The sequence below is a fragment of the Nostoc sp. WHI genome (assembly GCF_015714725.1).
In the GTDB taxonomy this organism is placed as follows: domain Bacteria; phylum Cyanobacteriota; class Cyanobacteriia; order Cyanobacteriales; family Nostocaceae; genus Nostoc.
Window position 1 is genome coordinate 1 of sequence record NZ_WBKM01000166.1, and the last position, 22,164, is coordinate 22,164.

Genomic DNA, 22,164 nt, shown 5'->3' on the forward strand with positions numbered 1-22,164 from the left:
GAGTGGGGGGCAGGGGGCAGGGGGACAAGGAAAATGACCATGCCCATCAAGAGAGAGTGGGAGGAGTAATTAATGTTTTCACTCTGCGACTAACTGCTTAAAGCGTTCATCATCGGCAATATCATCAAAATCCAAGTCAGTTGCTGCGTCTTCTTTATAACTGGGATTAAGTTCAATTGCTTGTTGTAGAGTTAGTAGAGATAGTTCAACTTCTCTTTGTAGTGCGTAACAGGCTGCTTTGTTGTAATAAGCACTGGCATAATCTGGCTTAATTTCTAACGCTTTATCAAAACTAGCGATCGCTTCATCATCGCGCCCTAATATCACTAAAGTAGAACCGCGTTTATCCCAGGTTTTGGGAGAGTTTGGTTGGAATTTCAACGATTGATCAAAGGACGCTATTGCCTCTTCATATTGTTCTAATGTTACTAGGGAAAGACCGCGATTTAACCAAGCAACTGCATCATCAGGCTTGATTTGTATAGCTTTATCAAATGAGGAAAAGGCTTGCTGATGCTGTTGTAAGTTCCCAAAAGCAACACCGCGATCGCACCAAGCTTGATGATAATCTGGTTGAATCTCAATAGCCTTATCATAGGATGCGATCGCATCTTTATAGCGTTTCAACCTTCCGAGAGTTAAACCTCGTTTTAACCAAACCACAGCTTCATCAGGTTGGATTTTAACTCCTTGGTTGTAAGCTGCGATCGCTTCTTCATAGCGCTTTTCAGAAAACAGTACATCTCCCTGTTTTATATACTCATCAGCAGTGAATTCTAGTTGTTGTATTTCTTCCTCAACTTCAGAATTCACAACCTCTGGGATCGATTCAGGTATAATTTCAGTTAGTTCTTGAAGGATGAGATCCTTTCTTTCTTGGGCATCCAATTGTAACTCAGAGAGTTGAGAGACAAACTCAGTTTCTAATCTTTCTAACTTCTCCAAAATCAGAATCTTTTGTTGTTGAGCATTCCAGTGTAATTCTGAGAATTGCGAAGTAAATTCAGAACCAGATTTTTCTAAATTCTCAACGATTAACTCTTTGCACTTTTGAGCATCTCCTTGCAATTCGGATAGTTGAAAAGCAAACTCTGACTGCAATGTTACTAAACTCTCAACAATTTTATTTTTTTGCTCCTGAGCATCTATCTGTAATTCTGATAATTGAAATTTCAATTCTTTATCTAATATTCCTAAATTTTCAAATGTAATTTCCTTTTTACCTTGAGCATCTAGCTGTAATTCTGATAATTTATCAGCAAATTCTGACTGTAATTTTGTTAAACTTTCAAGAGCCATATACTTTTGCTTTTCAGCATCAGACTGCCATCCAGAAAGTTTAGATGTAAACTCAGACTTTGATACTTCTAAATCAGCAACAGTTAGTTCTTGCTGTTGTTGCAAACCTAACTTTAAATTAGACAGTTCCTCTGCCAGAACAGATGCTAATTTACCTAGATTTTCTACTGCTATATCTCTTTGTTGTTGAGCATTCAACTGTAACTTAGACAATCCAGAAGCAAATTTTGACTCTAAATTTTCTATATTTTCTTGAGATTTTTTGATTTCAGTTTCTAATCTACTTAATACCTGGGCTTTAGCTAAATCTAGCTCAGATATAAGGATAGATACATTTTCTTGTTCATTTTTAATTTTTTGTTGTAAAGCAGTCGTTTCATCTTCTAATTCATAATTTATTTTCTTAGCTTCTTGAATAACATTTTCAGCCTCTTGCTTAACGGTGGTTAACTGATTTTGTAATTTTTCTATTCCCTGTAGTTGTTGTATTGCTTTATCAACAATTTCACGGATTACCATCCGTCGCAGGAGCCATAATAAAGCAATGATTGCGACTGGAAATAGACTTAATATAACTAGCCAGATATCGATTAAAACAGTTGTACGGCTAAAAGCACTCTTAAAATCAGATTGGACTTGCTGTTGAATTCGCTTCTCGGCTCGTAGGCGCGATAATTCTTCCCGTTCCTGATTTGATAACACCAAAGTAGGAGTTAGTGCTGGGGAGGGTGAGGGTGCAGATTGTCCACTGGCAATTCCAACGGATAACAGTAAGGGTAAAAAGACAATAGTGCTTTTTACAATTAAAGCGAAAACAGCTTGATTTTTGTTCTTCATAACAACCATCTCAATCTGTTGGTCAAATTTTTGAAGCAGCGTGCCTCTCTCCAATCTATAACAAATAATATTCGTCGTATCGTTGATTACTTTTACCTTGACGCGAAATTTAGCTTAATAATCGTTGCCAAGATAGTTGTTTTGTGGTTTCATCCCAATGCCAGCGTAATAAATTAGCGGCTTGACTCTTGACAATTCCTGGTAAAGCGATCGCTTTTCTGGGTGCATCGGTAACTAGTGCGATCGCACTTTCTACGTTACAAATCCCCCACTTCACCAAATTCTGCACTCCCACCAATAAGGGTAAAGTCGTCCCTGATAAGGTGCCATCTGCTAGTCGTGCCGTACCGTTTTTAACTTCAATTTGCCGACTATCCCAAGGATACACGCCATCAGGTAGCCCTAGAGGTGAAAGGGCATCGCTGACAAGGAAAAGCCCTTTTTCGTAATTGCTGGCACGAAGTAAGATTTGCAGCATTGTGGGCGAAACGTGTTCACCATCAGCAATAAAACCACACATTACATCAGGATGGGTAATTGCTGCCCCTAATAATCCTGGTTCGCGGTGATGTAATGGTGGCATGGCGTTGAAAGCGTGAGTTACCATCGTTGCGCCGAGTTCAAAAGCACGTTGCCCTTGAGCAGATGTTGCTTGAGAATGTCCTAAACTCACAATGATACCCAAAGAACGCAAATATGGTATTACTTCATCAGTAGGATCTAACTCTGGTGCTAAGGTAATGACTTTCACAATATGAGCATAATCCCCCAAAACCCTCTTTACCTCGTCAATTGTTAGGGGTAACAGGTACTCTGCTGGGTGTGCGCCACGCTTTTGGAAATTCAAAAATGGGCCTTCTAGATGTACTCCCAAAATTTTGGCTGATTTCACGGCGAGGGGAGTAAAATTAGCAATCACAGCAAGCGATCGCTGAATATTTTCTACTGAAGTTGTCACAAGTGTCGGTAAAAATCCATCTACCCCGGCATTCCACAAAAATTGCATGATTTTCGGGATAATATGAGAGTTTTCAGTTTTTAAATCAGGAAATGCCAATCCCAACGCCCCGTTAATCTGTAAATCGACGCCTCCCAATGAAATCCAGTCGCCAGCAACATCTACCACTTGTAAGTCGTTTACTGGAACACGTTTAAACACTGTACCCATCGGCAGAATTTGCTCAATTATCCCCTCATGGTTAACCAAGAGCATTTGCAAATCTTTGTACCCTGGTACTTTAGCATTGATAATGTCTACAGGATTTTGTGTTGCTTGAATCATCACATTGGCGAGAAGATAGCTAAATCTCATTCGATTTTAAATGGATCAATCGCCGATTAATCCAAAATCCAAAATCCAAAATCCAAAATTCTATGGCTCCCTTAGTTGGTATTATCATGGGCAGCGATTCCGATTTGCCCACCATGAAAGATGCGATCGCAGTTTGTGACGAGTTTGGCGTTGAAAGTGAAGTGGCGATCGTTTCTGCTCATCGTACCCCAGAACGCATGGTGCAATATGCTAAACTCGCACACCAACACGGTATTAAGGTAATTATTGCCGGTGCTGGTGGTGCTGCCCATCTGCCCGGAATGGTAGCATCTTTAACACCACTTCCGGTGATTGGTGTTCCCGTACCCACCCGGAATTTGCAGGGCATTGATTCTTTGTATTCCATTGTACAAATGCCTGCGGGTATTCCTGTGGCAACAGTGGCGATCGGTAATGCCAAAAATGCCGGTCTTTTAGCAGTACAAATCCTGGCAACTTACCAGCCAGAATTGCTAGAAAAAGTGCAACAATATCGTCAAACCCTATCTGAATCAGTAATTGCAAAGCAAGCAAAACTAGAACAACTAGGCTATGAACAATATTTAAAACAGATGCTCTAGTCATCTATTTTGAAAATAGGGAACAGGTGACAGGATATAAATCACCCTTGACTTGAATTGTGAAATCTTCACAGCAGTAGCAGTTCAACAAATGGCTATTACCAAGAAAAACTTCATAGCAGCTTTAAAGTAACAAATAATTAATTTTTTGTATAGAAAATTAATAAACTACCGAATTGTCCTATTGTGATATCGGGAAATACTTAGCTCATAAAGGATACAGTTGCTTTCCTTGATAGCTCAGGGACTATTTGCTGCCACAAACCCGATAAAACGTATTAAATAATACAGTTTTTTGGTTCTAGTAAATAGAAAATCAGTCAAATTTATCCGTTTAGCCGAGCAACTTCTCCAGTTTAATTAATTTCTTTTGGGAAGTCTACTACTAACATCAATTACCGTTTTTCCAGCAGGAAAAAACAAGCAATGAATAAGCATATTCGACCTTGGCATCGCCTGATGGCGCTAGCGATCGGTTCAATGGTATTTGCAGTTTTTGCCCCGACAATTGTACAGGCAGCAGATCCTCCTACTGTTCAGTCTTTATCAGAAACTACAACAAAACTGCAAATTTCAATTGATACTACCTGGGTACTATTATCTGGGTTTTTAGTATTCTTTATGCAAACCGGCTTTGCTATGTTAGAAGCAGGTTTGATCAGGCAAAGAGGTGTAGTTAACGCCTTACTAGAAAACTTCATTGACGCTGCTGTAACCATCTTGGCATGGTGGGCAATCGGCTTTGGTATCGCTTTTGGTACGAGTGCTGGCGGCTTGTTTGGCATAGACACATTCTTTCTGAGTCAGCTACCTGGTGCTGATGGTAGCTATCCACTAGGCGCACCTGGTTCTACAGCCGCTATTAACACTTATACCTTGTTCTTCTTTCAATTTGCTTTCGCTGCTACCGCCAGTACGATTACCACTGGTTCAATGGCCGGAAGAACGGACTTTATTGGTGACTTAATTTACAGCGCCATTATGGGGGCGATTAGCTATCCAATCATTGTTCACTGGGCTTGGAATGCCAACGGCTGGTTAGCCAAGCTGTCTTTTCATGATTTCGCTGGTAGCTCCGTTGTTCATACTGTGGGTGGCTGGACAGCACTAATTGGTGCTTATCTGCTTGGTCCTCGGCCTGGTCGTCCGGCTTGGGGAATACTACCACCAGCGCATAATTTGGGGTTAGCGACTTTAGGAACAATGATTTTGTGGTTTGGCTGGTATGGGTTCAACCCTGGTTCAACCCTCGGTACGGCTAATCCAGGATTAATCGGGTTAGTAACAGTTAATACTACACTTGCCGCTGGTGCAGGTGCGATCGCCACGATAATTTTCCAATATACCCGCACAGGTAAGTGGGATCTGGCTTATTGTCTTAATGGTTCCCTCGCCGGATTAGTAGCAATTACAGCACCTTGCGCTTTTGTTGCTCCTTGGGCTGCCGTTTTGATTGGGTTAACGGGTGGTATTTTAGTTGTACTTGGGATAGATTTAATCGAGTCACTGCACATAGATGATCCAGTAGGGGCATTTTCCGTACACGGCATCAATGGCATGATGGGTACTCTCTCTGTTGGCTTTTTAGGTCAAGCAGAACTCACCTTAAATAAGAAAGCAGGGTTATTTTTAGGTGGTGGCTTTGATTTACTAGGTATACAACTTTTAGGCGTAGTAGCGATCGCAGTTTTCACCATCGCCTTTAGCTTTTTGATGTTTAGTGGTCTAAAAGCAGTGGGACGTTTGCGTGTCGATCCCGAAGCCGATCGTATCGGTATTGATGCTTACGAACACGGCGCATCACTATGGCCTGATGTTTATGCGATCGAAGAACAAGAAAAAAATCGTACTCACACTCCAGGCGTAAGCGCTTTCGAGAGGGAATAGAGCGAGCAATAACGATTTTAACTGAAAAATAGTTACTATACGGTAGTCAGAGTATATTACGCAGATTGATTGCTACTTACTACCGTATTTTTTTGACGTTATATTGACAATTTCAAGCTGTTTTTATTTCTATGCCAAAGAATTTTTTTAAAATTTATAACTACTAATAATGTACTCACAAAATCCTTGTAAACCTCTTTTTGGATTGATAGGACTTACGCAACAACTCTCTGAAAGTCTTATTTCTTTGTGTCCTACCCTGCGGTAAGCCACTTCGTGTCTATGCGTTCTTCTCTACGAGACGCTGCGCCAATAAGGCTATATAAAACGCCATCTCACGCTTTTTCGCAACCAAAACCCTATATACTAGACTAAATTTTGATAAATTTGAGAGTTTTGTTAATTGCAACACCAAAAACTATTATTTTTTAGATGAAATACTAGCGTATTTTATAGTCTATAGTTTTTAAGGTTTAGTCAAAACTATATCCAGTATCATCAAAAAGCTGCAAACTTCATGTGGTACAAAAATCAAGTGGGGAGTGAAAACATGAATTTACGTAGAGATGCATTGCAAATCCTCAAAGAAACTAGCCGAACTTTTTATATCCCAATTAATCTTTTACCGCCAGGATTGCAAGAAGCAGTAGCATCAGCATATTTGTGTATGCGTGCCATTGATGAAATTGAAGATCATCCAGAACTAGATAACGCTACAAAGACGAAGTTGTTAAGAACGATTAGCCTAACATTACAGGCAGGGGTTGATGGCTTCGAGGTAGATGCTTTCTTTGCAGGATTTAGCGAGTACGAGAATTCCTTAGAAGAAGTCACCGTGAGGATTAGAGAATGGTCACTACTAGCACCCGATACCATTGCACCTCGAATTTGGGATGCTACTGCTGCAATGGCAGACCGGATGGCTTACTGGGCAGAAAGAAACTGGAAAATTTATACAGAATCCGATTTGGATCGTTATACCTTTGGGGTTGCAGGTGCGGTGGGATTGTTACTTTCGGACTTATGGACTTGGTACGATGGAACACAAACTAACCGTACCCAGGCGATCGGGTTTGGTCGAGGTTTACAAGCAGTTAATATCTTGCGTAACCATACTGAAGATTTAGAGCGTGGGGTAGACTTCTTTCCAGAAGGTTGGAGTGCAGAAAATATGCAAGAGTATGCGCGGCGCAATCTAGTCTTGGCAGAAGCTTATACCAAAAACCTGCCTAACGGCCCAGCTTTGGACTTTTGCCAAATTCCCTTAACCTTGGCTAATGGTACTCTTGATGCCCTTGCTAATGGTAAAGAAAAACTCAGCCGTACTGATGTGTTTGCACTTCTCGAACAGTTGATTGGTATGAACATGAAAGCCAGCTAATAGTCTCTTAACGACTAAGGGAGCCGATTCTAAATTGCCTCCCAATTCGGGCATCTAAAATCCTACAGGGATTTTCTGTAGGGGAGCCAGTGCGGTGAAGCTGTGTGGTATTCTCCCATCGCCCTTGGCGTCTCGTAAAGAAGGAAAGACACCAAGAGCGATAACACAGCCTCAGCAAGTATTCTCCCAAAGGGAGACGCCAAGGGCAACAAGCTAAATTGGTAGAAATTACCCTAGACACTAGTTGTTAGTGCAAGTATAGTAAGTAATCTTGTTTTTGCAATCGCTTTACGTAATCTCAGTTAAACTTTAGAAACTCTTCAAAGGATTTCCAGCAAAAATTACCTGGCAAGAGTTGATTAATATTCAAATAATTGAAACAGAGTGTAATGCTCCCCGTAATTATTCGTGCAGCGAGTTGACAGTGCATGAGCTACTGCTTAAATCCTACCTGTCCCAATCCAGAAAATTTGGCAAATAGCCAAAGGTGTCAGTCTTGTGGCTCGCAACTACTATTGCGCGATCGCTATGAGGTGATCAAACCATTAGGTCAGGGTGGCTTTGGAGCAACCTTCTTAGCCTATGATCAAGGCTTACCAGGAGAACCGAGTTGCGTAATCAAGCAATTACGCCCATCAGGAAGCGCCCCACACGTTTTACAGATGGCCAGAGAACTCTTTGAGCGAGAAGCCAAAACTCTAGGTAAGATTGGCAATCATCCCCAAGTACCAAGATTGTTAGACTATTTTGAAGATCATGAACAATTTTACTTAGTTCAAGAATACATTGGCGGTGATACCTTGCAGGAGGAGGTCAAACTTAACGGTATCTTGAGCGAAACTGGAGTTAAGCAATTTTTAAGCGAGACTCTACCATTGCTGCAATACATCCATGAGCAAAAGGTGATTCACCGTGACATCAAGCCAGCCAACTTAATTCGCCGCACTCAAGATGCCCGAATGGTACTCATTGACTTTGGTGCTGTCAAAGACCAAGTTACCCAAGGTGCAATAAGTCAATCAGGACAGACAGCATTAACTGCATATGCGATTGGTACTCCTGGTTTTGCACCTCCAGAGCAAATGGCTATGCGTCCAGTCTACGCCAGTGATATCTACGCCCTGGGGGTAACATGCATTTATTTGCTCACTAGCAAAACTCCTAAAGATTTAGATTACAATCCCAACACTGGTGAAATGATGTGGGAGCAGCTTGTGCAAGTGAGTGACCACTTGAGCAATGTATTGCGAAAAATGTTAGAGGTGTCTGTACGTAATCGCTATCAGTCAGCGGCAGAAGTTCTCAGAGCATTAGAAATAGAACCATACTTAGATAGTTTAGCAAAGGGTTTGCTGGTTAAATCTGATACTGGGGCTAAAGAGCGAACACACAACCGCCTGGAAAATTCTGCTGTTTTATATAACAACCCTTCTGCGGCTGTTACCAGTGCAGGAGTAGCACAGGTAGCGGCAGCAATTCGCGCTAGACGAGCTAAGGCAGCGGAAGCGGCTGGATTACACCAGAGTTCTGGGATGGGCAAATCAACGACTTTTGCTAACACCAACAGTAATGGTTCGCAAGTTCAAAATTCTCAAGTTGAGCGCAAGTTAGATACCCAAGGTTTACTAACCGCTTATCTGAAGGGAAGACGTGATTTTGCCCTACACAATTTAAATTTGCTGAACCTGCAAGGTGCTGACTTATCCCAAACAAATTTCCATTCCGCTCAATTGCAAAAAACCAATCTCCAGGGAGCTAATCTCCACAATAGTGACTTTGGCAGAGCCAGTCTCGCTCGAGCAAATCTCAAGGATGCTAATTTGAGCAAAGCATACTTTAACCATGCTGATTTAGAAGGAGCAGACTTGCGAGGTGCAGACCTGAGCAATGCTTATCTCAGCAATGCCAACCTTCGAGGAGCTAATCTGTGTGGTGCTAATCTTACCAGTGCCAAAATTTCTGATGAGCAGCTAGCATTAGCTAAAACAAATTGGATGACCGTGCGCCCCAATGGTAAACGAGGCTTATTGTGATTTGAAAGTGTGAATTTGGAAGCTACTCGCTTGCTCTAGTTGCCAGAGTTGAGTGAAGTGGCGTGATTTTTAGATTGGGTTACTTAATTTGGATATTAGATTTTAGATTATCTTTACTGATGAATACTTTTTGTTGAAACCGATTATTTACAATAAATAATAAAGCATCATAATATTTTATGGCTATAAATAACAGGGGATCTCGCATCTAAAAGTCGTAAAACCTAACGCTCTTAAGCCACTCAAGTTTTTAGATAACAACGGAAATTGAAAAAGTAATTATCCCTGATTGTAGGCTGAAGCAGAATATTCATAACCGAAATCAGGTAGTACAAGGTTTACGTATAATGGCTGACTTTACACAAACGGAAATAGAACGGCGATTAACTTTATATCAAGTATTTCTTAAGTTGTATGAACACCACAGTAGCCTTCTAGATGAAATTCTTCAGATAGAAAACGTATATCAACCGTCGTTGATGAGAATGAAGGTATATTACATACATGGTGTAGTAGATACTGCTGCTGTTTATTTGATGACTAACTTGTGCGACAATCAGACACAAAGTTTACAACAACCACAGCGAATCTGGACGATAGGTCGTAATCGCAGCAGTGGCATTTGCATTGCTGATAGTTATATGTCTCGCCGCCATGCTGCTATTCAACATATTGACGAGCAAGGCTTCTACTTAATTGATTTCAATAGTAGCAATGGCTCGTTTGTGAATGGCGATCGCGCAGAGGAGCCGATCAAGCTCAAAGATGGCGATCGCATCCGTCTAGGTAGTATGACGTTTAATTTTTTTGTGAATTATACGTGCCGTGTTTTGCCAACTGTAGCAATGGAGTTATTGATGCAGCTTGCGCCTCGCAAGAGTGAGAACAAAGTACAAATACTTACATATCCGAGTGACAGAGAAAAACCTCTATCTGAAAAACTAGATGATAATTTAGAGGTTTTCCGAAATTCTGAACTAGTTGGGAAGTTTGAACATTGGTATGACAACTTTAGTTCAGAACAAAAATCAGAAATTTTAGACCGTTTTTTTAGCAGACAAACACCGGACAATCCCAGTTGAAAAATTGAAATTTATAGCACAATACGCTTGGGTTAGTGATATTTAGTGTTTGGAGATCCCCCCAACCCCCCTTAAAAAGGCTTGCTCATATCTTTTTAATGGGATCGCCGGAGGCGGGGGGATCTTAAGTGAACCGTATTTGTATTGAGTTATAGCAGTTTTTAATTGCGTGAAGTCCACACGGGAACCGCTATATTTTATAGATCGCCTACTTTGTGGCGATCGCGATTGCCTGATCCACAGCTTGCAAGGCAGTGTTTACTTCGGCTTCTGTCACAATCAACGGTGGCACAAATCGGACAACTTTTGGCCCGGCGGGTACCAGCAATACGCCCTCGTTGATGGTAGCATTGACGACATCGGCTGCGGTTAGCGCAATGTCGGCTCGCAACTCCAAACCGTTGATTAAACCCCAACCGCGAACTTCGGTAATATACTGAGGATATTTTGTTGCGATCGCCCTCAATCCAGATCGCAATTGTTCACCCCGTTTTTCCACATTCTGCAAAATATTTTCCCGTTCTAATGTCTGACAGACACTAAGTGCCACACCACACACAAAAGGATTTCCGCCAAAGGTGCTGGCGTGTTCTCCTGGTTGAAAAACATCGCAGAATTTTTTGCTCATCATGGCGCCGATGGGGATACCGCCACCTAAGCCTTTGGCACTGGTGAAAATATCCGGTTCAACGCCGAGATGTTCGTAACCCCATAATTTGCCACTGCGCCCCATGCCAACTTGCACTTCATCAAAAATCAATAAAATGCCAGTTTCGTCGCAAATCTGCCGTAGCTTTTTGAAATAGGCAATATCTCCGGGACGCACACCGCCTTCTCCCTGCAATGGCTCGATCAGAATTGCCGCTACATGGTAATCGCCTTCATCTAACTCGCTAATTGCCACTTCCACAGCGTTGATATCGTTGTAATTTACGTAGTGGAAACCAGGAACTAAGGGATCAAAGTACTTTTGATACTTTGGTTGTGCGGTGGCAGTAACAGTGGCTAAAGTCCGTCCGTGGAAACTGGCATGGGCGGTTAAAATAATCGGCTTTTCAATGTCTAAAACTGTGTGGGCATATTTCCGCGCCAGTTTAATGGCTGCTTCATTGGCCTCAGCTCCAGAATTGCAGAAAAATACGCGATCGGCACAGGAATGATCAACGATCCATTTTGCCAATTCCCCTTGTTCAGGAATGTAGTACAAATTAGAGACATGGTGCAGCTTTTGGATTTGGCGTGTAACCGCTTCTACCATCGCTGGGTGGGCGTGTCCTAAAGTACAAGTGGCAATTCCAGCCACAAAGTCCAGATATTCTCGCCCCTGTGTATCCCAAACCCGGCATCCAGCACCCCGTTCTAGGGCTAAGGGAAACCGCGCGTAGGTGGACATGACAGCTTCATTAAAGCTATCTGCATCAAAGGGACTGGTGGATGCTGACCCTGAATCTGGGGGGATGGTGGCTTGATCAATGAGAGTTTGTAGGCTCACTACCGCTCCTCCTGAAAGTTTTTCATTATATAGTTATTTACTAGTTTGCTAGAAATCCCTAAAAATTACTTTTTATTTAGCACAACTCGTACTTCTTCTTAAGCTAACGCTTATATAACCTCAAACGCATTGTGGTGGTGAAAAAAACTCCCCTTTGGGATGAAGGGAGTTTAGCGATAAATTGAAAATGTTACTGATTTACTAAGCCATAACCATCAATCCATTCCTTATCTGCTTTCAGCGCTGGGGAGTTTTTTGAAAGATATGGCTAACAAGCTGAATCGATTTCTGGCGGTGTGGAATAACAATCCCGGATAAACAATATTGGTAAAAGCAACTGTTCTTTTGTCTGCGCTATCCGCGACTACCGGATTTAGAGTTCATCCGCCTCAATCATGAAATCATAATCCTGCCCACCATAAAAAATACCGTGGATCATCACCCTGTCACTTTTTACCGAAAAGGCAATGGTGACACGCTTGGCATAACCGACAACCCGCAACCCTGGACGCAAATCATCGCGCTTCGTTCCGCGTTCTGGAAACAGGGAAAGACGCTGGCAGAAAGCAATAATGTTGCTGATGTAACGCTCCGCCCGCTCTTCCCCACCATGTTCGGCAATATAACTGTAAAGCGTGTCAAATTGTCGCTCGGCGCGTGACGAGAAGATGACGTTGTATTGCTTCATCTAGCCGTTTGCTTCTGTCGTGCGCTTGCGGTAATTAGAGCGTACACGCGCCACCATATCTTCTGCGGGAATGCCCAGGCTAGCATCTGCCTCACATTCGTCATAACTCTTGACAACTTCTTCATACAACCATTTTTCCAAAGCGGCATCACGCGCCTGAAGGGTACGAAGCCCATCGCGGATGACTTCGCTTTCCGTGGCATACTCGCCCGAACTGACCTTGGCTTTGACCATCTCCATCATGTCATGGGGCAACGTGATGCTAATGGGCTGTGTGGTTCTCATAAGACTTCTCCTTATTGAAAGGATTTTATCATAGTGTATGATTAAATCATACACATATCTATGGGCAAGCCAGGAGCTTCAGGGCGTGGGCGTAGCTCTCTACTATTGGTAAATAAGGTTCTTCATTTTATCTTTGCAAGGCTTAGGTAGGCTTGCCCTAGCTTTGATCTCAATATAATCGTCATCAATAGTAATCAAGGGGGCGAACAGGGAAACGCTAATGCAGCTCATATTTTCTCTCAGCTTAGAATGGGATAGACATGATCTGATTGACCCATTCCTCAGCAGTAGAAGCTTCCCAAACGAGGATGAGTGCTTCAATTGCATCGCTGACTGACAAATTCTGGGAAAAAATCAAAACTCCAGAACTGGTTTTTGACATTATGAACTCACCAAACTCAGCAGGCATGGTTTTACGGTCATGGGTCACGAGGACTCTACCATCCTGTGCAGCGATCGCCAATACCTCTGAATCTTTCTTACCTTCAAGCTCTGCTGTATGGGCTGATTGAAAATCAAGATTTGGTTGCCTACGTATCGTGCCAGTTACAATCGCTTGGCGTAGAGCAGCATTTGCTTGAAATCAAACTGTCGTCATGCCTTGTTGTGCTTCTGTATTTGAGCAGCTTTTAACTTCTGATACAGAGGCGGATTCTTCTCTCTAAGGGACTGTTGCAATTTCTCAAACTCTTTTTCACCTTCTTTTAAATACGTATCAATTAGCTCTCGGTTGGCAAGATAAAAGGTAATAGCACCATAAACCTGCTCCAGCGAGAGTAATGGAAAGTTTTGGGCAATGCTTTCAGGAGACTCACCATTCAAAAAGGCATACACAACTGAATCAAGAGAGATGCGAGTCCCTTCAATCCAATATCCGCCATCTCGTTGTTCGATATATCGCTTTGCTCTCTTCAGTGCTACTGTCATAAAACTGCTAGCTACTATTGACTCCGATATTAAGTGATCGCCGTCTACGTCATAACCTGGAGACAGCGCATTCAACTATGTAACGCTGTCGCATCTCATAAAAAATTTATCATGAGTGGGCGATCGCTTCATTTTGTTCGCAAAATCTATGAGGATTTTTCTATCTTTAGACAAGCGATCGCTCTTGGTGGTGTATTCTTCATGCTCAAAAATGCCGTTTAAATATTACCAGCCTTAAAAATCTGCTCTGCGGTTAAATTTAATTCTGGGAAAGTGGGTGAGATAATATAATCGCTTCCACGAAACAGGTAGAGTTGATATTCGCCCTCAACTAATGAATAAATCGATATTGTCGGCTGTTTGGGATTGCCGATAAATCGCCTGCCTCCCAGTGCTGCGTAGTCCACAATCCAATATTCAGGGATGCCGATTTCTTCTCTGCGTTCGCGCAGCGTGTCGCAGACAGACGCTACGCGAACATAACGACCCAATTTCGTGAAATAATCATCTCTCCAGTTTGTACTTACGACCTCAATGACCAGAGGGATTGACTCTGCTTGAATAAGAGTGGATTCTTTTTTCCACAGAGGTTCATTTACTAAATTGGGGCGGTTTAACAACAGCACATCTGGTAAATAAGCGGATTCACTTTCAGGTGGTTTTGCCAATGCTGTTTTTGGGCAGCCATAAGGTAGTTTCAGTCGGGTATATTCTAAAATAAATCTCTCGATTAAAAATAAAATAATCTCCTCATGGTCGCCTGTAGGTGGTGGCATCTCAATTACTACTCCATCGTGTAATTCGTAGCGTTTATTTGAGTTGTTGGGGTATTTAGTGATAAATTCTTCAAATGTAACTAATTTTCTTTGTAGGGCTTGAGTCATCGGTTAATCTTCAAAGTGAAACTTAGTTTAAATATACTAAAAAGGACGAATGTTAAAAAGTTGGCAGAAAACTAGAAAAATTAGGCTAAAAGTATTATTTTTACCTCATTCTCAACACTTGAGCAAAAATATCAACGTATCCAAAAGGAGTTAATGGCTGGGGCGATCGCTCTCGGCGGTGTTTTCTTCATTGGCACTTTGTGGTATCGAATAATAGAGGGCTGGTCATGGGAAGACGCGGCTTACATGACAGTGATCACCTTAGCAACTGTGGGATATGGAGAAACGCACCCACTGGGTAGCCGAGGACGGTTGTTTACAATTGCCCTGATTTTGTTGGGTGTGATGAATATCGGTTACATTGTCAACAGATTTACACAAGCGATCATTGAAGGCTACTTTCACGAAGGAATTCGGCTACAGCAGCAGAGGCGGTTAATGGAATCTCTATCAGAACATTACATCATCTGTGGATTTAGTCGGACTGGTCGTCAAATTGCCAAGGAATTTAAGGCAGAAGATGTACCTTTTGTAGTGATTGATTCGGAGATAGAATCGGTACAAAGGGCGCAGTCAGAAGGTTACACGGCATACCAAGGTGACGCTACTCTAGATGATACACTTTTGAAAGTTGGTATTGAACGAGCGACTTGTATCGTTGCAGCACTTCCTTCAGATGCCGAAAATTTATATATTGTTTTATCAGCAAAAACATTGAATCCAGCAATTCGGGCGATCGCGCGAGCAAGTAAAGAAGAAGCTTTGCAGAAGTTACAACGCGCTGGGGCCGATGAAGTGATATCCCCCTACATTACTGGTGGTAAGCGCATGGCTGCTGCGGCTCTCAGACCCCAAGTGTTAGATTTTGTAGACGGGATTTTGACAGGTGCAGACCGGCAATTGTATATGGAAGAATTTTTACTCGACCCGGCTTTTTGTCCCTGTGTGGGTCAAACTTTGCAAAAAGCCAGATTGCGATCGCAATCTGGGGCATTAGTTCTGGCAATTCGCCGTCTTGATGGGACTCTCATCGGTGGCCCCACTGGCGATACGATTTTAATGCCGGGAGATCGGCTAATCGGTATGGGCACAGCAGAGCAATTGCGTAGTCTTAACCAAATTCTCGGCCCAATTGGTTCTCAGAAATTGCGTAAACCTAAAAATAATAGCTGATAATTCAGGAGTCAACGAAGAGGAAAAGGGGCAGTTCTTGCAGGGGGGAAACCCCATAAATAAATTTATTGGCTCTGAAACCATGAGTGCAGGGGAAATGAGCGTATCTTTCCCCCCGTCTCCACAACGACCAGCTCAGTGCAACGCCTGCAAGAACTGCTCCCCTGCCTCTTGGTCAAAAGAACCTATTTTTTTGGTGATCGTCTTTTTGTTTCACCTTGAGTAACGTCGCAATTCGATTACTAGTGTTGCAAAGAGCGATCGCAATCTCTGCCTTAACACTCATACTGATAAATAAATCTATTGACTTTTGGCATTGATTGTGATATGGGTGTTATTGGGTGAGGCGATTAATTATCAAAGGAGCGATCGCACGTCCAAGTACACAAGAGGCTTTGCAGAAGTTACAACGCGATCGCATTGATTAAAGAAGCCAGCCATCTCTAAATATAAGTTGGTATCATTGTGCAAAACTACCCTAATCAGGTAGCGATCGAGTTACGATCTTGTCACACCCTTTTTTAATTTGAGAAGTCCTATTCCAGAATTTTCTGGTTAAAATAGTATATCTGTTCTACTCAAACTCCGAAACTAACACTCCTTAAAACCATATATTTAGAGGCATTAGAGGCAGAAATGGCTATCAATACCGATACTTCTGGCAAGACCGATACTTCTGGCAAGCAGAAAGCGCTGACTATGGTGCTAAACCAGATTGAGCGCACCTTTGGTAAAGGAGCAATCATGCGGCTGGGCGATGCTACCCGGATGCGGGTGGAGACGATTTCCAGTGGAGCGCTTACCTTGGATCTGGCATTGGGTGGTGGTTTACCCAAGGGACGAGTCATCGAAATTTATGGGCCGGAAAGTTCCGGTAAGACTACAGTTGCGCTACACGCCCTCGCCGAAGTGCAAAGAAATGGCGGTATTGCTGCTTTTGTTGATGCTGAACACGCCCTTGACCCCACCTATGCCGCGGCCTTAGGTGTAGATATTGACAATTTGTTAATTTCCCAACCTGACACTGGCGAATCAGCTTTGGAAATTGTCGATCAGCTTGTTCGCTCTGCTGCGGTTGATATTGTAGTAATTGACTCAGTAGCAGCATTAGTTCCGCGTGCTGAAATTGAAGGCGATATGGGTGATATCCACGTCGGTCTGCAAGCGCGCTTGATGAGCCAAGCTTTGCGTAAAATTACTGGTAACATTGGTAAATCTGGTTGTACAGTAATTTTCATCAACCAATTGCGGCAAAAAATCGGTGTTACCTACGGTAGCCCAGAAACCACAACTGGCGGTAACGCATTGAAATTTTACGCTTCGGTGCGCTTAGATATTCGCCGAATTCAAACCTTGAAAAAAGGTACAGATGAATATGGGAACCGCGTCAAAGTCAAAGTTGCCAAAAATAAAGTAGCGCCGCCTTTCAGAATAGCGGAATTCGACATTATCTTTGGCAAAGGTATTTCTACCTTGGGTTGTATTGTTGACTTAGCAGAAGAAACTGGCACCATTGTCCGTAAAGGAGCTTGGTATAGTTACAACGGTGATAATATTTCTCAAGGACGAGACAACGCCATCAAGTATCTTGAAGAAAGACCTGAATTTGCTGAACAAATTAAGCAACTGGTACGTGAAAAGCTAGATAAAGGCGCGATTGTTTCTGCTAACTCTGTCGCTAAAGCGAGTGAAGAAGATGAAGAGGAAGAAATCGATTTAGAGCCAGAAGAATAAGGAATGTGGATGTATTAATCTGTAATTTCTAAGGTATATACAAAAAGGTGGGTTAGGCGATCGCTTAACCCACCTTTTTGTAAATTAAAGAATTCTGACTTCTGAATTCTTCTGCAATCATTGTTGAGAAATTTCTCGATAAGCTTGCCAACACTGATCATAATTGTCTGGCAAAATCTCGGCATTACCAAAACATAATTGCTCGTGAGTAGTAATTACAGTTTCGTAAGGCTGCATGAAAGTCACAGACGATCGCAGCAATTCTAGATATTCTCCATCTGTACGGCTGAGTTTATGGGGTGCGTAGACGCGCAGGGGCTTGTCGTTAGACATTGCTTTTTGATGCAAGTGTTCCAACATCGCTAAATAGACACAACGGCAAGCTTCACGGTAGTTACCCTGATGGTAAAATTCTTGCGATCGCTCCAATAAAAGAGCAATAGATGACTCACTAGAGCGAGTTTTTACGCGAAAATCAGTGAAATTGCCACCTCTACTCAGCCAAGAATATATATAAGGACTGAATTCTCGCCATAATTGCCAAGCCACCCAAGCTAAAAATAAGCCGATTCCCAGCCAAAACAGGAATTTTAGCAACTCACCAAGCCTTGGGCTAATCGACCATCCAGTAGGCAATTCTGGCAAAACCAAGCGGTAAAACTGGTATTCCCACCATTCTCCTGCTTGTTGTTGAAATTGAGAAAGCTGCCAACTCCAGCTAGTTTTTTCAAAGGCATCTGTAGGCATAGGTGAGAAGTGGGAAGTGGGACAGAAGGAGAAAAATCACACTTTATCAATGATTAATGATTGCTGAATTCTGACTTCTGAATTCTGTTTTGATCATTATCCAGCCGATGAGAGCAAGGAGCGCACCAAATACGAGAATTCCTACATCCCAAGCTAACTGATTTGGCCCTGGTTTGACATGATGGATACCGAGAATTTGGTGATCAATCAGCCCTTAAATTAAGTTGAACAACCCAGCACCAATAAGTATCGACCCAATAAAAGTTTGTGATGACCAAAGAACATCATCACGCCCTCCTGCGCGCCATAGCAAAATTACTCCTACTACGGTTAATACCCAATCTAAAGCATGAAATAATCCATCCCATACCATGTTCAAATCTCGATTGGTAACGTTTGTCATAGGTCGAATGTTGCTCAACATATGATGCCATTGGAGGATCTGATGCAGTATAATTCCATCAATAAATCCTCCAAGACCAAGACCAAGAAAAATTCCGGCAGTAATTAACGGTGTACGTCGGTTCAGGGTTTCACTCTTCGCTTCCATCATCAAATTAGAAATAACGATTATTTACTGTATTTATGCTTTAGAAGGATGTCCAATGAATTTTGCCTAGCTAAAATTTTAGAATTTAAGAGTAACTTCGTCCCCTAAACCAATTATGACAAAAGGAAAGACGCGACGTAATTTCCTAATTACTGGTGTTGCTGTTACTGGCGGTATTGTGGCAACTAATGCTTTACAACAAAATACTACCAACATCGCTACACCGCCAGCAACTATGCCAGAACGGGTGCTAGGACGCACGGAAGTAAAACTGCCTATCTTTGGGTTGGGAGGAGCAGGACAAACGCCGCTATCCTGGGAAGGAAAAGAGGGTGATGCTGCGGCAATTATTCAAAGAGCGCTGGAACTTGGCATCCGCTACTTTGATACGGCGGCTAGTTATGGTCCGAGTGAAGATTATTTAGGCAAAGTGCTACCACCCCATCGCTCAAAGCTATTTCTAGCAAGCAAAACCGATCAAAGAGATCGAGATGGTGCATGGCGAGAATTGGAGCGATCGCTTAAACGCCTCAATACAGATTATCTCGATTTGTGGCAGTTGCATCACGTTTCTTTTTCTGAAGAACTCGACACCATTTTTAGTCCATCTGGCGCAATTAAAGCTATGGAAGAAGCCATACAACAAAAATTGGTGCGGTTCGCAGGTATTACCGGACATCACGACCCTCAAGTGATTGCCGAAGGGTTACGTCGCTATCCTTTCCACACTACACTGATTCCTGTGAATGCTGCCGACAAACACCACCCACGTCCATTTATCCCAGTAGTTCTACCAGTTGCTCAAGAAAAAAATGTCGGTGTAATTGCGATGAAAGTCCCGGCTTATGGTCGCCTGTTTAAATCAGGTGGATTGGCAGGTATGCAGCAAGCGTTGGGATACACAATGTCTCAGCCTGGGGTTCATTGTTGCGTGATTGCGGCAGAGACAGTTTCACAACTAGAGAATAATGTCAAGATAGCGCGGGCTTTTGCACCCCTCAAAGAGCAAGAATTGACAGCGATCGCTCAACGTACTGCTAATATCTGGGAAGATAGTACATTTTTCCGCGCCTGGACATAGGAAAGACTGCCATCAAAAGCTATGGTATGTAATATTTACATTTTTGTTAATTATTTGGATCACTTTAAATCAGCACTCCTTTTCCTTCTTTGCGTCTTTGCGCGGCAGTCACTCATGGGGGAAACCCCCAAGACCGCGCTGCCTTGCCTTTGCGTGAGATAAAAACAATATGATTCATTTACCCGAAAATCGCTGTAACGATGACGAAGCCCAACTTTAGCAAAATGTCTCGTCAAGAACTTAGAGGATATGTTTTAGCTCATCGTGAAGATGATGAAGCGATCGAGGCATTGATCAAACGCAGAAATCCTAATAATCCGACATATCCATTCCCTCAGACTAACGAAGATTTGAGGCAAATGGAAGAGATACTCAAGAAAAAACTGGGTAGTAGTGGAGAGGCTGTATAACCCTTTTTACTATATATTCACATGGTGAAATCTTGTAGATGGCATACTTATCAATCCTTGTGATAATGTTGTACCGCTTGCGACATATTAAATTGTAATAACTTCTCCTCTCCCAACTTGTATGGCAAACTCGGCTTCAAAGGCGAAATACCCAAACTGCGAATAATTTCTGCCGCCACAGCCTTTGCTAGTAGGGGTGGTACAGAGTTACCAACTTGCCGGAATCCGTGCCATTTGGTTACATGAAATCTAAACCAATCGGGGTAAGAATGTAATCTCGCTGCTTCCCTGACTGTGATACAGCGAGGCGTAAATGGATGAATTGGTCGAGGAGATGTAAAAGAACCTTTAGACTGATCTGTTCCGGCTCTTAAGGTGTTGCAAACACCAGCAGGGTGCAGCTTATAAAAACGACTAATCTTTTCTCTCTCACCTTGTTGAGTCTCCTGAAAACGTTTAATAGTTTCCGCAGAATGTTTTGTTCTTAAACTTGAAGAAAGTATTCGCAAATCGTATTCACGTTTGTAAGAATAATCATCATCTAGGGATTTGATGCCACGAAGTACAAGAGCATAATTACTAGGCTTTCCGTATTCTGCTATCACCCAATTTCTTGTTAGTAACTCTGAATATTTTTCTATTTCAGGTAAATCTCCAATTGCATCCAATACTGTAGGACTCAATGGAATGTCAGAGGTTTTTTTAGAAGTTAAATTATTTGGTGAGGCTTGTTTAGTAATCGGCTGAGGGTATTTTGGTAACTCTACATCTTCCCTTGCACCTATGAGAAATAATCTCTCACGAGACTGTGGTACTCCGTAATGAGCAGCGTTGAGAACTTGATAATTTTCTTCTACCTTATAGCCGTGAATTTTAAACTCGCTAATTAAAACTTGGAGGATTTGTTTATGTTCGCCAACTGTGATCCCCCGGACATTTTCCATTACAAAGAATTTCGGTTTTAGCTCAAAAACCAGTCGATGAAAGTGAAACACCAAAGAGTTTCGTGGATCATCAACAACCCGTTTACCAATTAGCGAAAATCCTTGACATGGCAAATTATATTTATTCCACAACGTAAAACCCAAGCTTACAAAGATTTTTCCTTTTAGCTTCCACAATGTAAGCTCTAAACAAATCAATTTTATATTTTTTTAATTATTGCTTTCTCCTCTTAAGATTAAATTCAAATAAGACACACAATTTTGACCAAACTGTAATTGGCATTACCCGATGGCTTTGTTTATACCAAGCTAAGTATTAGCAAAAAATGCTACGCCAATGGGACTCGCCACCCTAAAAATATAAATGGCTCAAAAATTCAAGTGGAAGACTCAAAAATACAGGATTGATAAAAAGCTGCGATCGTTAAACCTAGCTGGACAATCCTCAGATATAGTAAAAGTTTAAATACTACGCGGTTGCAACGCCATACAGTTGAAGAATATCCACATGAATCAGTTCCAATAAACTTCTAAGCAACAACTTGGTTATTGGTAGCTGTGACCGCAAGACAAAACTTAAGATAAAAGAGTATTTGAGGGATTTAAATGCGATCGCGTGCAGAGCATAGCAACATAAAAATAAGCATTACAGCTTTTCAGGAGCGGCCACTTTATCCTTAAAAAGCGGCTATCTTATGCTTTAAGCGACAGAAATGTTTATTCTTTCGTTAGAGCGATCGCAGCAGGAAAACCCACTGACAATTATTAGTTGACTAAGAGTAGAAATACAAGGCATTAATTGACCAAAAGTTGTAAACTCGGAGTCTACTAGCATTT

General features: G+C 42.1%; 20 protein-coding genes and 1 pseudogene. 9 read left to right on the plus strand and 12 right to left on the minus strand.

The genetic code is table 11. The annotated features are described in order from the left end of the window. Window positions 1–78 precede the first annotated feature (78 nt). The gene (locus tag F8S12_RS17300; protein ID WP_196517375.1) at window positions 79–2,136 is read right to left on the minus strand and encodes a tetratricopeptide repeat protein; all 2,058 of its coding nucleotides are present in this window, start codon (window positions 2,134–2,136) and stop codon (window positions 79–81) included. A 109-nt stretch (window positions 2,137–2,245) separates the two neighbouring features. Beyond that, the gene (nagA, locus tag F8S12_RS17305) at window positions 2,246–3,418 is read right to left on the minus strand and encodes an N-acetylglucosamine-6-phosphate deacetylase (RefSeq protein ID WP_196517399.1); all 1,173 of its coding nucleotides are present in this window, start codon (window positions 3,416–3,418) and stop codon (window positions 2,246–2,248) included. 92 nt (window positions 3,419–3,510) lie between these two features. Between nagA and purE the strand changes: the two genes are divergently transcribed. From purE to F8S12_RS17330, 5 genes are all read left to right on the plus strand, one after another. Next, complete coding sequence (gene purE / locus F8S12_RS17310; protein ID WP_196517376.1) at window positions 3,511–4,029, plus strand: 5-(carboxyamino)imidazole ribonucleotide mutase; 519 nt, start codon at window positions 3,511–3,513, stop codon at window positions 4,027–4,029. Window positions 4,030–4,455: 426 nt separating this feature from the next. Next, window positions 4,456–5,916: an ammonium transporter gene (locus tag F8S12_RS17315; protein WP_196517377.1), complete on the plus strand. Its 1,461-nt coding sequence runs from the start codon at window positions 4,456–4,458 to the stop codon at window positions 5,914–5,916. Window positions 5,917–6,466: 550 nt separating this feature from the next. Next, entirely contained in the window at window positions 6,467–7,297 is an 831-nt protein-coding gene (locus F8S12_RS17320) for a squalene/phytoene synthase family protein (protein WP_196517378.1), read from the plus strand. A 428-nt stretch (window positions 7,298–7,725) separates the two neighbouring features. Next, the gene (locus F8S12_RS17325) at window positions 7,726–9,330 is read left to right on the plus strand and encodes a serine/threonine-protein kinase (RefSeq protein ID WP_196517379.1); all 1,605 of its coding nucleotides are present in this window, start codon (window positions 7,726–7,728) and stop codon (window positions 9,328–9,330) included. 347 nt (window positions 9,331–9,677) lie between these two features. After that, complete coding sequence (locus F8S12_RS17330) at window positions 9,678–10,412, plus strand: FHA domain-containing protein (RefSeq protein ID WP_196517380.1); 735 nt, start codon at window positions 9,678–9,680, stop codon at window positions 10,410–10,412. Between the two features lie 208 nt (window positions 10,413–10,620). Here the strand turns inward: F8S12_RS17330 and F8S12_RS17335 are convergent, their stop codons facing one another. The 6 genes from F8S12_RS17335 to F8S12_RS17360 form a co-directional block, all read right to left on the minus strand. Then, complete coding sequence (locus tag F8S12_RS17335; protein ID WP_196517381.1) at window positions 10,621–11,904, minus strand: aspartate aminotransferase family protein; 1,284 nt, start codon at window positions 11,902–11,904, stop codon at window positions 10,621–10,623. A 373-nt stretch (window positions 11,905–12,277) separates the two neighbouring features. Next, window positions 12,278–12,592: a type II toxin-antitoxin system RelE/ParE family toxin gene (locus tag F8S12_RS17340; RefSeq protein ID WP_196517382.1), complete on the minus strand. Its 315-nt coding sequence runs from the start codon at window positions 12,590–12,592 to the stop codon at window positions 12,278–12,280. Then, the gene (locus tag F8S12_RS17345; protein WP_196517383.1) at window positions 12,593–12,877 is read right to left on the minus strand and encodes a type II toxin-antitoxin system ParD family antitoxin; all 285 of its coding nucleotides are present in this window, start codon (window positions 12,875–12,877) and stop codon (window positions 12,593–12,595) included. 244 nt (window positions 12,878–13,121) lie between these two features. Further along, the gene (locus tag F8S12_RS40680) at window positions 13,122–13,430 is read right to left on the minus strand and encodes a DUF5615 family PIN-like protein (protein WP_331001402.1); all 309 of its coding nucleotides are present in this window, start codon (window positions 13,428–13,430) and stop codon (window positions 13,122–13,124) included. A 41-nt stretch (window positions 13,431–13,471) separates the two neighbouring features. Continuing rightward, entirely contained in the window at window positions 13,472–13,804 is a 333-nt protein-coding gene (locus tag F8S12_RS17355; protein ID WP_196517384.1) for a DUF433 domain-containing protein, read from the minus strand. 218 nt (window positions 13,805–14,022) lie between these two features. Further along, window positions 14,023–14,688 (minus strand): Uma2 family endonuclease, encoded by a 666-nt coding sequence (locus F8S12_RS17360; protein ID WP_196517385.1) that lies wholly within the window; start codon window positions 14,686–14,688, stop codon window positions 14,023–14,025. A 153-nt stretch (window positions 14,689–14,841) separates the two neighbouring features. Here F8S12_RS17360 and F8S12_RS17365 point away from each other — a divergent pair, with 153 nt between their 5' ends. Together F8S12_RS17365 and recA are read left to right on the plus strand one after the other, a co-directional pair. After that, window positions 14,842–15,861, plus strand: a complete 1,020-nt coding sequence (locus F8S12_RS17365; protein ID WP_196517386.1) for a potassium channel family protein — start codon at window positions 14,842–14,844, stop codon at window positions 15,859–15,861. Between the two features lie 636 nt (window positions 15,862–16,497). Next, complete coding sequence (gene recA, locus F8S12_RS17370; RefSeq protein WP_196517387.1) at window positions 16,498–17,595, plus strand: recombinase RecA; 1,098 nt, start codon at window positions 16,498–16,500, stop codon at window positions 17,593–17,595. Window positions 17,596–17,712: 117 nt separating this feature from the next. Here recA and F8S12_RS17375 read toward each other — a convergent pair whose 3' ends face one another. Together F8S12_RS17375 and F8S12_RS17380 are read right to left on the minus strand one after the other, a co-directional pair. Then, window positions 17,713–18,342 carry a DUF4129 domain-containing protein gene (locus F8S12_RS17375; RefSeq protein ID WP_196517388.1) on the minus strand — a complete coding sequence of 210 codons (630 nt, stop codon included), beginning with the start codon at window positions 18,340–18,342 and terminating at the stop codon, window positions 17,713–17,715. 46 nt (window positions 18,343–18,388) lie between these two features. Then, window positions 18,389–18,892 (minus strand): annotated as a pseudogene (locus tag F8S12_RS17380) (DUF2243 domain-containing protein). 115 nt (window positions 18,893–19,007) lie between these two features. Here F8S12_RS17380 and F8S12_RS17385 point away from each other — a divergent pair. Next, a complete protein-coding gene (locus F8S12_RS17385) occupies window positions 19,008–19,973 on the plus strand; it encodes an aldo/keto reductase (protein ID WP_196517389.1) in 966 nt (321 codons plus the stop codon). 200 nt (window positions 19,974–20,173) lie between these two features. Further along, complete coding sequence (locus F8S12_RS17390; RefSeq protein WP_196517390.1) at window positions 20,174–20,383, plus strand: DUF6887 family protein; 210 nt, start codon at window positions 20,174–20,176, stop codon at window positions 20,381–20,383. Window positions 20,384–20,433: 50 nt separating this feature from the next. Here F8S12_RS17390 and F8S12_RS17395 read toward each other — a convergent pair whose 3' ends face one another. Together F8S12_RS17395 and F8S12_RS41665 are read right to left on the minus strand one after the other, a co-directional pair. Next, on the minus strand, window positions 20,434–21,483 hold the full coding sequence (locus F8S12_RS17395; protein ID WP_331001403.1) for a DNA cytosine methyltransferase: 1,050 nt from the start codon (window positions 21,481–21,483) through the stop codon (window positions 20,434–20,436). A gap of 544 nt (window positions 21,484–22,027) precedes the next feature. Continuing rightward, window positions 22,028–22,162: a hypothetical protein gene (locus F8S12_RS41665; protein ID WP_269144829.1), complete on the minus strand. Its 135-nt coding sequence runs from the start codon at window positions 22,160–22,162 to the stop codon at window positions 22,028–22,030. Window positions 22,163–22,164 lie beyond the last annotated feature (2 nt).